Annotated in this window: 13 protein-coding genes and 1 tRNA gene; 11 read left to right on the top strand and 3 right to left on the bottom strand. The window is 33.2% G+C overall.

Annotation, left to right across the window (positions count from 1 at the left end; genetic code table 11):
- The first annotated feature begins 6 nt into the window (after positions 1–6).
- From H7355_RS07795 to H7355_RS07780, 4 genes are all read left to right on the top strand, one after another.
- Positions 7–462 (top strand): hypothetical protein, encoded by a 456-nt coding sequence (locus H7355_RS07795; protein ID WP_186646334.1) that lies wholly within the window; start codon positions 7–9, stop codon positions 460–462.
- Positions 463–473: 11 nt separating this feature from the next.
- Positions 474–1,448, top strand: a complete 975-nt coding sequence (locus H7355_RS07790; RefSeq protein ID WP_186646332.1) for a hypothetical protein — start codon at positions 474–476, stop codon at positions 1,446–1,448.
- Between the two features lie 72 nt (positions 1,449–1,520).
- Positions 1,521–1,604: transfer RNA gene (locus H7355_RS07785), tRNA-Leu, on the top strand.
- A 45-nt stretch (positions 1,605–1,649) separates the two neighbouring features.
- Entirely contained in the window at positions 1,650–1,964 is a 315-nt protein-coding gene (locus H7355_RS07780) for a BolA family protein (RefSeq protein ID WP_186646330.1), read from the top strand.
- Between the two features lie 3 nt (positions 1,965–1,967).
- Here H7355_RS07780 and H7355_RS07775 read toward each other — a convergent pair whose 3' ends face one another.
- The 3 genes from H7355_RS07775 to H7355_RS07765 form a co-directional block, all read right to left on the bottom strand.
- Positions 1,968–3,521, bottom strand: a complete 1,554-nt coding sequence (locus tag H7355_RS07775) for an Rne/Rng family ribonuclease (protein ID WP_186646328.1) — start codon at positions 3,519–3,521, stop codon at positions 1,968–1,970.
- 67 nt (positions 3,522–3,588) lie between these two features.
- Entirely contained in the window at positions 3,589–5,070 is a 1,482-nt protein-coding gene (locus H7355_RS07770; RefSeq protein ID WP_186646327.1) for a 3-deoxy-D-manno-octulosonic acid transferase, read from the bottom strand.
- A gap of 20 nt (positions 5,071–5,090) precedes the next feature.
- Positions 5,091–6,260, bottom strand: coding sequence for a citrate/2-methylcitrate synthase (locus tag H7355_RS07765; protein WP_186646325.1), 1,170 nt, complete (start codon positions 6,258–6,260; stop codon positions 5,091–5,093).
- Between the two features lie 125 nt (positions 6,261–6,385).
- Between H7355_RS07765 and H7355_RS07760 the strand changes: the two genes are divergently transcribed.
- The 7 genes from H7355_RS07760 to H7355_RS07730 all read left to right on the top strand — a co-directional run bounded on the left by H7355_RS07760 (position 6,386) and on the right by H7355_RS07730 (position 13,365).
- Positions 6,386–7,456, top strand: coding sequence for an acetyl-CoA carboxylase carboxyltransferase subunit alpha (locus tag H7355_RS07760; RefSeq protein WP_186646323.1), 1,071 nt, complete (start codon positions 6,386–6,388; stop codon positions 7,454–7,456).
- 10 nt (positions 7,457–7,466) lie between these two features.
- A complete protein-coding gene (gene cmk / locus H7355_RS07755; protein WP_186646321.1) occupies positions 7,467–8,186 on the top strand; it encodes a (d)CMP kinase in 720 nt (239 codons plus the stop codon).
- 19 nt (positions 8,187–8,205) lie between these two features.
- A complete protein-coding gene (locus tag H7355_RS07750; RefSeq protein WP_186646319.1) occupies positions 8,206–8,919 on the top strand; it encodes a MotA/TolQ/ExbB proton channel family protein in 714 nt (237 codons plus the stop codon).
- A gap of 11 nt (positions 8,920–8,930) precedes the next feature.
- The gene (locus H7355_RS07745; protein WP_186646317.1) at positions 8,931–9,374 is read left to right on the top strand and encodes an ExbD/TolR family protein; all 444 of its coding nucleotides are present in this window, start codon (positions 8,931–8,933) and stop codon (positions 9,372–9,374) included.
- A complete protein-coding gene (locus H7355_RS07740; protein ID WP_186646315.1) occupies positions 9,371–10,588 on the top strand; it encodes a TonB C-terminal domain-containing protein in 1,218 nt (405 codons plus the stop codon). The genes H7355_RS07745 and H7355_RS07740 overlap by 4 nt, the downstream gene beginning before the upstream one ends.
- 14 nt (positions 10,589–10,602) lie before the next feature.
- Positions 10,603–12,090 (top strand): PD40 domain-containing protein, encoded by a 1,488-nt coding sequence (locus H7355_RS07735; protein ID WP_186646313.1) that lies wholly within the window; start codon positions 10,603–10,605, stop codon positions 12,088–12,090.
- Positions 12,091–12,225: 135 nt separating this feature from the next.
- Positions 12,226–13,365, top strand: a complete 1,140-nt coding sequence (locus H7355_RS07730; RefSeq protein WP_186646311.1) for a PP2C family protein-serine/threonine phosphatase — start codon at positions 12,226–12,228, stop codon at positions 13,363–13,365.
- The last annotated feature ends 12 nt before the right edge of the window (positions 13,366–13,377 follow it).

The raw sequence follows: 13,377 nt of genomic DNA, 5'->3' as shown, positions 1-13,377 counted from the left end.
TTATTTGTGGAAGTGCAATTAAAAGACGGGATATATCACATATCCGGAGATATCACAGAAACCTGTGATCTGAGCGGTTTTGGGTTGCCCTCTGGAAATGTGCAATTTGACCTAGGCAACATTCGTACAATTAATAGCTGCGGTGTAAGAGAATGGATCACTTGGATACAAAAACTAAAAATAAACCCAATCTATTCAAACTGTCCTCAATCAGTAGTTATGCAATTCAATATGGTGAAAGAATTTTTATCAAATAACTCTAGAGTTGAAAGCTTTCAAATACCTGCTTATTGCGAAAATTGTGGAGAACAAAAAGTTTACTTAATGAGATCAGGCAAAGAGTTTCAACCAGGGAAAAAATTAGAATATGATTTGAAAAAATGTGAAAAAGAAGGATGCAGTATTGAGTCAGACGTTGATTTTGAGTCTTATTTTTATTTTATAGAAAGTTTGAAATCCTAATTGAGGCAAATATGTCTAATACTGACACCATAAATCTAGACTCAGTTATTGATGTTCAAAATGAACATTACCGTACAGAACTTGTTGCGCTGTTTAAAAGCTGTGCAATGAATACAATCGTAGCAGAAGGCGAAAAAACGATAGATGAAATTAAATTATTAGCAAAAAATGGATGCAAACAGTCTTTATATATTACAGATAAAATTGATGAAAAAAAATTAATCCAACATGAAGCGATTCCATCAATCAAACTTGAAAACCTGTTACTGGTTGATGATGAAACAAAAGATCAAATTATAGACAGCAACGGACTTATGAAATTTGAACATGTTTTATCTTGTAATCAAGAACACGTGCCACACCTACAACTAATGAATACTATTAGAAAAATACGTGAAACTAAATATTTTGGTGTTGATAAATGTGTGTCTTATGGAGCTTATGTGCATAGGTATGTTTTATCACATTCAGATCAAAGACAGTGGTTTCGGGATGCTCTTTTCGAATTCGTTATAGGTCTTTCAAGTGTTTTGGGACGCCCCACCGATGCCTATGCACAATTTGCTGTTGAGGTACAAGAAGAACTTCTCATGAATGCAATTTGGGATGCTAACCCTAAACTGCAAGAAGTCGATAGAAGAGTTCCCATTGCTTTGCTGCCTCAAGAAACGGTTCAAGTTGAATGGAGCTTTGATGGAACCCATCTAGCAATTGGCGTAAGAGATTCATTTGGCTCTTTTAGTAAGCCAACTATTTATAAATACTTAAAGTTTTTATTTGCTAGTGAAAAGAAGTCCATGATACGCCTTCAACAAGAAGCGGCAGGAGCTGGGCTAGGTCTATTCATGGTATTGGAAAGACTCAGTTCGCTTATAGTGACGGTTGCACCACAAAAAAGTACAGAAGTCATAGCTGTTTTAAATTTATCCACGAGTCCAAAAGCGTTCTCGAAAAAACAAAGGTCATTTCAGTTCTTTAGCGTTTAAATGCTGATTTTTTATTTTTATGAGTTAATCCAGTTGTATTCTATGGAAAACTCATATACACAAGCCTCTTGAGCGGACGTGGTGAAATTGGTAGACACGCTGGTCTTAGAAGCCAGTGCCAATGGTGTGAGAGTTCGAGTCTCTCCGTCCGCACCAACCTAATGAGTCTTAAACTAAAATCTATTCTTAAGACGGTGAAATATGAACATCCAATCAACAATTGAAAATAAATTAAAAGATAAATTTAATCCCAGTTATTTAAAAGTTGAAAATGAAAGTTATATGCACAGTGTTCCAAAGGGATCTGAAACACATTTTAGAATAGAGATTGTTACAAATATATTTGAAAATTTATCTCTATTAAAAAGACATCGTCTTATGAATGAAATACTTGCAGAAGAATTTTCAATCATTAGAGCCTGCTCTTTGCATACTTTTACTCAAAATGAATGGGAAAAAAGAAATTTCACAACAATTGAATCACCTAATTGCATGGGCGGATCAAAAATAAAATAATTTTTATTCAAATCTCATAGGAGCTATTTCGAAATGCTCTAAATGATATTCAACAAAAGACTTAACAACTACCTTTTTTGAATATTTTAATTTTAATTCATCAAGGAATATTTTATCCTCTTCTAATAAGCGGTCAGATACATGCGGATGCGCTTTAATAACAAATCCTTCATTACTAGAACGGCTAAATTCTCTTAATAATTCTCTTATAACTTCATATGAAATTGTTGCAGGACTTTTAACATGACCATTTCCTTCACAATATGGACAATCCACAGTCATTTTTTGCATTAAACTTTCTTCAGTGCGTTTGCGAGTCATTTGCACCAAACCCATTTCAGAAATTCTAAGCACCGTGGTTTTAGCTTTATCTTTTTTTAATTCTTCAACGAGTGCTTGAAAAACCTTATCTCTATCATCACTGCGATCCATATCGATAAAATCTAAAATAATTATTCCACCAATATTTCTTAATCTCAATTGTTGAACGATTTCTTTAACAGCTTCTAAATTTGTTTTTACAATAGTATCACCTAGTGATTTACTACCTACAAATCGACCTGTATTAACATCTATAGCGGTTAAAGCTTCTGTTTGTTCGATAATTAAATACCCACCGGATTTTAACCAAACTTTTGAACCTAACCCACGGGAAACTTCTTGTTCAATGCCAAAAGCATCGAATATTTGTGTGTCTCCTTGGAATAATTGAACCTGCGCACCTAATTTAACGCTAAATCGATTCAAAAATCGAACGAGATCTTCATATCTCTTTTTATCATCTATAACGATACGATCGAGATCTCTCGAGATTAGATCACGTGTTGCACGGAAAACTAAATCTAAATCTTCGTGAACGAGGCATGGAGATTTAGATTTCATACTTTTTAAACGTAATGTTTCCCAAAGCTTAACAAGAAAATCGATATCGGCAATTATTTTCTCATCAGGTACATTTTCACTTGCAGTTCTTACGATTACACCTGCACCTTCTGGCTTTATTTTTTGTACAACGTTGCGTAAGCGTGTGCGCTCTTCTTCAGATAAGATACGACGACTGACACCGATATGATTAATACTTGGCATTAAAACAACATATCGACCTGGTAAACTTAAATACGTTGTTACTCTGGCTCCTTTAGTTCCAATTGCATCTTTAGCAACTTGAACAATAATTTCTTGTCCTTCTTTTACAAGGTCGGTTATTTTATATTGCTTTTGAAAATTTTTTGGGGCGCTTATTTCTGCACTTTCATCTTCATCTGGCTGATGATGGTGAATTGGCTTGCCTTCTTCATCAAAGCCTTCTGGAAGCTCTTGTGAGTCTTCAGATTTAATATCACCACCATAAAGAAAAGCAGCGCGTTCTAACCCAATATCTACAAAACAACTTTGCATTCCAGGCAAAACACGAATAACTTTTCCCTTATATATTCCTCCGACTATACCCCTATCTCGACTTCGTTCAATATAATATTCAGATACCTGACCACCTTCGATAAGAGCTACGCGCGTCTCATACGAAGTGCTGTTAATTACCAATTGCTTAGCGACCATGACTCATATTCTTTTTTAAAAAGGTTCAAAAATCCAAACACAAGTGGAATCAGCTAGACACAGTTATTTATGGCTCGTTAAAGAGAGCTTGCAAGACAATTTCACTTGTATCGGGAATACTTCTAAAAAGTTCCAACGATTTTGACTTTGATTGAGCCAAAATTCGCGTTGGGTGAGGTGAGTCGGTTCCCTGCTCTTCCAAACTAACCCACTGAGTCAAAAATTGAAACAACTCATTTGTATTTTGAAAAGAAATAGCCCCACCTTTGTTAACAAGTTCTTTTGCTTCGCTTGCACGCACAAATAGGTTCCCAATTAGAACAGGAACCCCATGAGCGGCAGCTTCTAAGACGTTGTGAATTTGACCATCAAACCCTCCGCCAATTATAGCAATATCTGAAACTTCATAAATTTCAGCTAAATATCCAATTTTATCAAACACTACCACCTCATACCCTGAGAGTACATGTGTCGGAATATTACATTCTTTACTGTTGTTGTTAAACAACGTTTGTCTTTTTATGTCATGAGTATTTAATTCATATAATTCTTCAAGAATAAAAGTTTCATCTTTTTTGACCGTATTCTTTATAATTGAAATAAGTTCACTATAAAGAATAGCGTTGGTCCCCATCAATCTAAAATTATCGATAATTTTTTTATTTGATTCTTCTGTTACATCATGAGGTACATATATTAAAAACACTTTATCCTTAATGAGTCCGCAATCTAACGCTATTTTATCTTCTTCCTTATGAGGAGAGCCAAATACTATATTTTTTTTGTTCAAAATCTCTTTTTGTGCTAAACAATAAGAATAAAATATTGAGAAATCTTTTTCTATTTTACGCTTGTTACAATTACTTGCTCTTTCATATGCACGCGACCATTTTGCATCACCAGAATAATGAACTCGATCCAACGGTAAAAACTGTGTAAAATATTCTACATCTTCTTTCGTAACGGCAAAAATATTTGAAAATTTTTTATAAAATTTTCTATTCCAAATCTTACTCAATATACCTAATATACCTTTTTTAGTTTTAATCGCAGAAGCTGAAAGTAAGTTAATTTCTATATTTAAATTTTTACTTACATGCAAAAGCGCCGGCCAAATATCGTATCTAACAAAAAATATTTTTAATATTGGTAGCGTAGTAAATATTATTTTATAGTTTTTTCTTGCATCAATTGGTAAAGAAAATGCTGAAATCAGTGCAGGGAAATTCTTTATAAAAGGCTCTGCACTTGGTGAAAAATAAGTTAATAAAAAGTGAGCATTCATTTTTAGATTGAGTTTTCTTGCGATAGGTATAGCCTGTTCCATTTCTCCAGCGCTGGCTACATGAAACCAATAAACTGGAAAATCATTTGGATTATTTTTTTTAATTTCCAAATAATTCTTTTCTGTTTCTTTAATTTTTTTTATAAAATAATGAGAAGTCCTAGCCTCACAAAATTTTTTAAATTTTCTGCTATGAATATATTTTGCTAATAAATTTAAAACAAAATAAATAAATTTTTGCGAAATTTCATATAGGAAATACATCTATTAATCCCTTAAATTCTTTAATAAATTCTTTGATCGAGAGGAATATACGGAACATTAATTTCTCCAACATATTGAGATGAAGGACGATAAAGTTTATTATTTTGCCTTAACTCTAAAATATGTGCACACCAGCCAACCATTCTTGCTGCAGCAAATATTGCTGGATATAAAATCGGATGGATACCTAATTTTTTATATACAGCACCGCTCCAAAAATCTACATTTGCATAAACTGGCATCATTTTTTCTTCAAAATACTTTCTAGCTTCTTGCTCTACACGTGTTAATAATTTTAAATCGCTATCTTTCTCATCTTTAGGAGTCAACTGCGACAATAAATCACGGAATATAATTGCACGTGGATCAATGGTTTTATATACTCGATGCCCCATACCCATAATTTTTGATCCTGATTTTAAAAGATCTCTCGTATATTTTTCCACATCATTGCTATTTTTTGCATTATTTAACATTTCTACAACTAATTCACTCGCACCACCATGCAATGAACCACTCAACGCACCGACTGCAGCACTCGTAGCTGAATAAAAATTTGTGAGCGTAGATGCTACAGATCTTGCTGTAAAAGTAGAAGAATTAAAACCATGATCCATTTGAATAATCAATGCTATCTCCATACAGCGAGTTTGGTTTTTTGTTGGAATTTTCCCAAATAACATATAAATAAAATTTTCAACGAAACTCAAATCCGATCGAGGCTCCAATAAAGGAACACCCAAATAATGTCTATATGCTGCTGATAACACAACTGGACTTTGCGCTATAATTCTCATAACTTTTTCAATATAATTTTCTTCCTCTAAGTAATCTTCACTTCTATCAATACACGCGAGTGCTGCTAAACCTGTTTGTAAAACCAATAAAGGAGGAGAAAGCTGGGGCATTTCTTCAATTATTCTTATTACTTTTTCTTGAGTTCTCGACATATTTCGAAGCCCCCATTGGAATCCTTCTAATTTACTTTTTGTAGGTAATTTTCCTGAAAGAAGTAACCAAGCTGTTTCTTCGAATGTTGCATGTGCCGATAATTCTGCAATATTAATGCCCCGATAATACAATCTGCCATTTACACCATCGACAAAACTGACGCTCGTTGTGTCCACGATAAGATCCTGCATACCTCTTTTGAACTCATCAATTTGTTTGAAAGATTCTTGCTGGTTCATCTCAAATAACCTCTTATATTTTGACCAAGACGTACAATTTTGCTACCTACATTAACAATGCTCGAATTTTTATTTTGAGCTGTACACATTATGACATAACAGCACTTATAGAGGATTAAAACATTATGGACATTCTGCAGCTTGAAAAACCCTTGCATGAACTTTCAAAACGAATATCTGAACTCCGTCTCGCTGCTGAACAATCGGCACACATACCAGATAGACAGCAGGATACTAGAGGATTAAACGAAGAAATTTCTATACTTGAAAATAAATTCGAACTTCTTGCTAAAGAAATTTATACAAATTTAAATTCTTTTCAAATTACACAACTTTCTAGACATCCAAACCGTCCTTATACTCTAGATATTATCAATCAACTGTGTACAGATTTTATCGAATTACACGGTGATAGAAATTTTATGGACGACCAAGCTATTGTGACAGGAATTGCTCAATTTAGAAATAGACGAGTTATCGTTGTAGGAACCCAAAAAGGACGTGGCACCAAAGAAAATATGAAAAGAAATTTTGGTATGCCAAAACCCGAAGGTTATAGAAAAGCTTTACGTGTAATGGCTTTAGCTGAACGCTTTGGCCTTCCAATCGTAACTTTTATTGACACACCTGGCGCTTATCCAGGCCTTGAAGCAGAAGAACGTGGCCAGAATGAAGCCATTGCTAAAAACATTATGGTTATGAGTCGCTTATCCGTTCCAATTATTTCCGTCGTTGTAGGCGAAGGTCAGAGTGGAGGTGCTCTTGCCATCGGTGTTGCAAACAGAATTCTTATGATGGAGTATTCAATCTATAGTGTAATTTCTCCTGAAGGCTGTTCGTCAATCTTATGGAAAGACGGTTCCCAAGCAGATAGAGCGGCTAATATTCTTGGTTTAACTGCAGAAGTTGCTCTTAAAAATAAGGTCATTGATGAGATTATTAAAGAGCCTCTTGGCGGTGCCCACTGGAAAACCAAAGAAGCGATAGAATCCATCGGTGATGCTGTCGAAAAAAACTTAGTGAGTCTTTCGAAAATGAGCAAAGATGAACTTAAACAAGATAGAATCAAAAAATATTTCAAAATTGGCAACGTCCAAAATATGCCAGCAATATCTCCATTCCGTGTTGATAAAGCACCAGTTGCAGCATGGGACGAATCTTGGGAAGATGTAGAATCCTCAATGGGTCTCAATTAAAAGGAATCGCATGCATCCAGATCATGACTTGGCACAAAAATTAAAAGTTATTACAATTGATGGCCCTGCAGGCTCAGGTAAAAGCACAGTTGCCAAAATTGTTGCGACAAAACTTGGTTGGATATACGTTACTACGGGTGCAATTTATCGTTCTTTAGCTTTATTGTTCCATGAAGCTAATTTAAAAGAAAAAGATCTTGGTAGTATTGAACGCTTTACTTCATTTATTAATGAAAGATATCGCCAAGAATCATTATCAGGAAAAGTTTTTCTTGGAGAAAGAGAAGTCACTCAAGAAATTAAAGCTCCATTTGTTTCCGAGCTTGCAAGCGTATTGGCTCAAGAATATTCTGTTCGGAAAAGATTATTACCTATTCAAAGAAAAGTTGTTTTAAATAATAATGGTGCCGTTGTTGACGGTAGAGATATGGGAACTGTTGTGTTCCCTGATGCTCCTCTCAAAATATTTTTAACAGCTTCTCCAGAAGAAAGAGCAGAAAGAAGACTTAAAGAATTACATTCAAATGGAATGAAAACTAATATCAACGAACTCATAAAAGAAATTAACGAAAGAGATATTCGTGATACAAATAGAAAAATTGCTCCTTTAAAACCAGCAATAGACGCAATCATTCTCGACTCGACTAAATCAACTCAAGAAGAAATTGCTCGATTAATTTTAAATTATGCAATACAAAAAGAAATGATAATTCAAAAATCTGAAATATAACTTCTGGAAGGTGTTATTAATGGAAACAGTAGCTCAATCCGCAAAAATTGATTGGTTTTCAATTATACTCCATGGCGGTCCCATTGGCATAGCTATTACAATTTTACTTGGAATAATGAGTATTTGGGCTTGGGTTGTCATCATAAGCAAAATGCATCGACTGAAAGAAATGCACGGACTTTCAGAAAAATTTCTCACCAATTTTTGGGAGGCCAAGAGTCTCTCTGAATTAAATTTACGTGTAAAAGATATGGATTATAGCCCTGCTCGTGAAGTTTTCCGTTCTGGATTCAATGAAATGATTCGTGTTTTGCAAACAAGAGAAAAAAGAGGTTCGACTGGTTCTGTCATATTTGATACAGTTAAGAGAACCCTTTCTCGGCAAAAAATGATTGAAGAAGCAAATCTTGGTAGCAACTTAAGCATTTTAGCCGTGTGTGCATCTGCAGGTCCTTTTATCGGACTTTTTGGCACAGTTGTAGGTATTATTCGTGCTTTTCACGATATTGGATCAAGCGGTGCTTCCAGTCTAGCAGCTGTTGCTCCTGGTATTTCTGAAGCTCTGATTGCAACTGCACTTGGACTTTTTGTCGCTATTCCAGCGGTTATTTTTTATAATATATTAATCAATCGAATAAAAAAACATCTTGTTTTACTAGATGGTTTTTCATCAGATTTTATTAATATTCTGGAAAGACATTACACAATAAAACCTGACCAAGAAAATACTTAAAGGAATAACTCATGTCATTTAATCTTGATAGCGGAAATGACGTTGGAGAAGGTAGTCGAAAAACAAATTTTATTTCAGAAATAAATATGACACCATTTGTGGATGTCTGTCTTGTTTTATTAATTATTTTTATGGTTACAGCGCCATTTGCTATTTCTGGAATAAACGTTCAATTACCCAAAACCCAAGCAAAATCTCTTACTCTTTCCGGTGAATCTCTTGTTATTTCGATAAATAAAAAAGGTGAATATTATATTGGGAAAAATATTGTAAAAGAAACCAATCTTATTACCCAAATTCAAGCATCTGTAAAAAATGATGAACACCCTTCCCTATTTATTCGAGCAGATGATGGTGTCCCTTATGGAAAAGTCATGTTTGCTATGACAGCAGCACAAAAAGCTGGGGTGGAAAGAATTGGCATGGTTGGTGAAAACAAACGTGATAAAAAATGAAAAATAATAATATTCTTTTAAATCATCCAAATCGTGTTCCAGAAATTGATGAAATAAACATGCTCAAATTTGGAAAAGCTGTTTATGACACACAAAGAAATATTTTGTTTTCAAGATCATTTCCAGATGATTATATCAATAAATCTTATCTTGGTCCCAGATATGTTAGACCTTTGGATCTACCATTACAAAAAAAAATCAAACAACCTGCAATAGACATCATAGGCTCAAATCCAAAAATACCTTTTTTATCTCCAGATGAAATAAAAGAAATTTATTCACCGAATAGAAAACATTTAATTGCTGCAATTTCAATACATATTCTATTAATAACAAGTTTTTTTGTTTTTTCTTATATTTTTAACTTTGAATCAACTCCACCAGAAATTGTCGAAGTGACTTTTGGTATGAGTGAAAACTTTGCCCAAACTAAGCAAATTTCTCAAAAAGATGATGAAATAGGCGAACGAGAAGCAACAAAAACGATTCGAGACTTGCCTCAATTAACCAAAAACATTGCTCCTGATACAAATCCAGTACCTGAACAAAAAACTGAAAAAGTTATGCCCAAAATATCTGATAAATCTAAAGATCTTATATTAAAAGAAGAAAGCAATAAAAACACTGTAAATAATAATGAAAAATTAAAAACAGATATTAAAAAACCTATTGGCCCTATTCCAGATCAAGACAAACAAAAAGTCAGCATGGAAGAATTCTTAAAACGTAAAGAAATAGACACAAGGAAAGAAGACACTCGCAAAAATGCAGGTATACGCAATGCTAATGAAGAAAAACCAGAGGGTAGCAAAGCTGATGTTAATAATTTACCAGAGTCGCCCTTTTCTACACCCAGTGATATTCCGGCTAGTCCATTTGCTGCAGCCCCATCTGGTGTTGTTGAAGGTAAAATTAGTTCAAAAAGCTACAACACATATAAAGCATATATTGCTCGTCAATTAAAATTAAACTGGAGTACAACAGAAGGTTCTACATTCGCTCCGACATTAAAAACTCGAATAAAGTTTACCATAAATCCCTATGGATATCTCATTGGAAAACCGACAGTCATTCAATCTAGTGGTAATTCTCAATTTGATCAGCTTGTTATTAATTCTTTGGAAAGCACATTCCCTGTTCCAGAAGTTCCACCAAAAGATATCAATCCTCCAAAGACTTTTGAGGCAAGCTACAGTGCAAAAAGTGTTCAATAAAATAAAGGGATAGTATGAAACATAAGTTCAAAAAAATATATTTAATTTCAATCATCGCAATTTTAAATATATTTCCAAAATCTTTCGCAGATGATTCACTGAATAGCAATGCAAATCAAATCTCAAAGAACGATGATTCCGCAGCGAATTTAAAAAATAATTCAACAGATTATGCAAAAAATGATGAAACTATTGATGAATTAAAACTTGATAATACCATCGATGTTGGTGCTCCTGGCGTAAAAAAAATACGTATGGCTATTCCGTTATTTGCCCTTGCTGACAAATCAATTCCTATCAATAATAATGAACTTAGTGAATACTCAAAACGATTAACTTCCATATTTAATTTCACGAATTGGTTTGAATTTATACCAATAGATTCTATGCAATCCACACAAAATGTCGCTCTCCAACCATTTCAAATTTCACAGTGGAAAGCTTTGAAAGCAGATTTCGTTATTCTTGGTAAATTTACTAAAGCAAAAAATCCAAATAGATATAATTTAGAATTACGCTTATATGATATTAAACTTCAAGCACAACTTATTGGAAAATCATACAGTAATTTAAGCACGAAATCGACCGATCTAGCCTTAAGAAGGTTTGCTGATGTTTCTGTTGCTGCTTTAACAGGAACCCCTGGTCCTTTTATGTCGCAAATTGTTTTTGTTGGAAAAAAGGATCAAAATTCAAATGGACAAATATTTATTGCTGATTTTGATGGAGGTAATTTAAAACAAATTACTGAAGATAAAGCTGTGCACATTAGCCCAAATTGGTCCAGAGATGGAACAAAAATAATTTACACTTCTTTTAAATCAGGGAAGCCTGATATTTATATTTATAATTTATTAACTAAACAAGAAACACGTGCAATTTCTGGTTCTGGCAATAGCTCTGGTGCAAACTGGTCACCTGATGGGAATTTAATTGCGTTTTCTGCAAGTACAATGGATGGATCAACTCATATTTTTACGACCAATAAGTTTGGTGGAAATAAAAAACCATTTATTTCCACGAGCGCAATTGAAGTTGAACCTGCATTTTCACCAAATGGGAAATCAATCGCATATACAAGTACGAAATATGGCAAACCAATGATCTTTGTTAAAGATCTTTCAAGTGGAAATACAACCCGACTTACCTACGCTGGCTGGTACAATGCAAGTGCATGCTGGAGTCCTGATAGCAAAACAATAGTATTTGCTAGTTATGACAGAGATATTAATCTTTGGGATTTATTTAAAATTGGTTCTAATGGTTCAGGTATTGAAAGGCTCACTCTGAGCCAAGGAGATAACGAAAAACCTTCTTTTTCACCTGATGGACGATTTATTTTATTCCAATCGGATAGATCTTCAAAAGGAACCCGCTTAGGTATCCATAAACTATATTACATGTCAAAAGATGGTTCCTATCAAAAGTCATTAAACATTCCGATATATGAATCGAAACAAGCCTCTTGGGGACCAAGAATCACTCAGTTTGAAGATGAATAAATATCCTAGTTCTCATCTCCCTATTAATTTTTTCTGAATGTAATGATAAAATATTGGCATACTTACTATATAAATATTTCCAAGCTGATACAATTAAATAATTAACACTTTAATATGTCAAATTTTTGGAAATTTATGGAATTAAAAACAACAGATTTAATACAATCAATTAATATACCAATTGCAATCTTTAATACAACAAATCTCGATATCGTATATAAAAATAGCTATTTTGAAGAAATATTTAAGGGATTAAATGACAATTTATTGAATGTCTTCCTAAATTTTGACATTAATTCCGTAATGTCTTTAAGTGAAAAAAAATTTGACTATCAATGCACTTTTAAGAAAATTAAAAACGTTCCTTATGAGTTTCATATTAATAAAATTCATGACAATTTGAGTATTATATATGGATTTAATAATATGAAAATAAAAGAAAATGAACATATAATGAATTCATATTCAAAAATGGTTAATGAATATAATTTACTAAAAGAAAAACAATTAAAAGACAGTCTTGAAATGGCTAGCAGTATTCAAAAATCGTTACTTCCTCGTCCAAATTTAAATTTAAAAAACTTTAATATATCCTCTTTTTATCAAGCAGCTGTTTCAATTGGCGGAGATTGGTATAATTATTTTGTTAATGAAAACGAAGCTCATATATATATTGGTGACATTACTGGTCACGGAATAGGTTCAGCATTACTTGCAGGAGTTGTAACTGGGATTTTCGAAAAACATTTATTAAAAATAATTAATGAAAATGTAACCCCTGAAGATCCTATTCAATTATTAAATGATTTTAACAAAATTATTTTAAAACTTAGTAATCAAAAACTTGTAATGACAATGCTAGCACTTGTAATCTCAAGCGAGAATATGAATATAACTTCATATTCAGCAGCACACAACCCACCTATTCTTTTGAAAAGAAGTAAATTAAAAGAATCGGGTCAAATTGAAATTAAATTAATAGGAAGCATAGGAAGTAAATTAGGATACTCTGAAAATTTAAATATATCTGCACAGAAATTGGATCTTGCAGTAGGAGATGTCGTTTTTGCATACACTGACGGCTTAATCGAAGGGCTTTCTAAAGGAGAAGAGTATGGTTTAAAAAAATTAAAAGAGACTTTAAAAAAATATTTTTCGATGAATCTGCCGTTAGAAGAAGTTATGCATAAAGTAAAAGATGCAATATTATCTGAATTTGATTCAACTGTTTTAGAAGATGATATATCTGCAATTGCTATAGAAATCATAAATTAGAAAAGGAATCTA

It is taken from the genome of Fluviispira vulneris (assembly GCF_014281055.1).
GTDB classification, from domain to species: Bacteria; Bdellovibrionota_B; Oligoflexia; order Silvanigrellales; family Silvanigrellaceae; genus Silvanigrella; species Silvanigrella vulneris.
The sequence above is the reverse complement of the archived record's forward strand: the minus strand, read 5'-3'. Positions and strand labels throughout refer to the sequence as shown.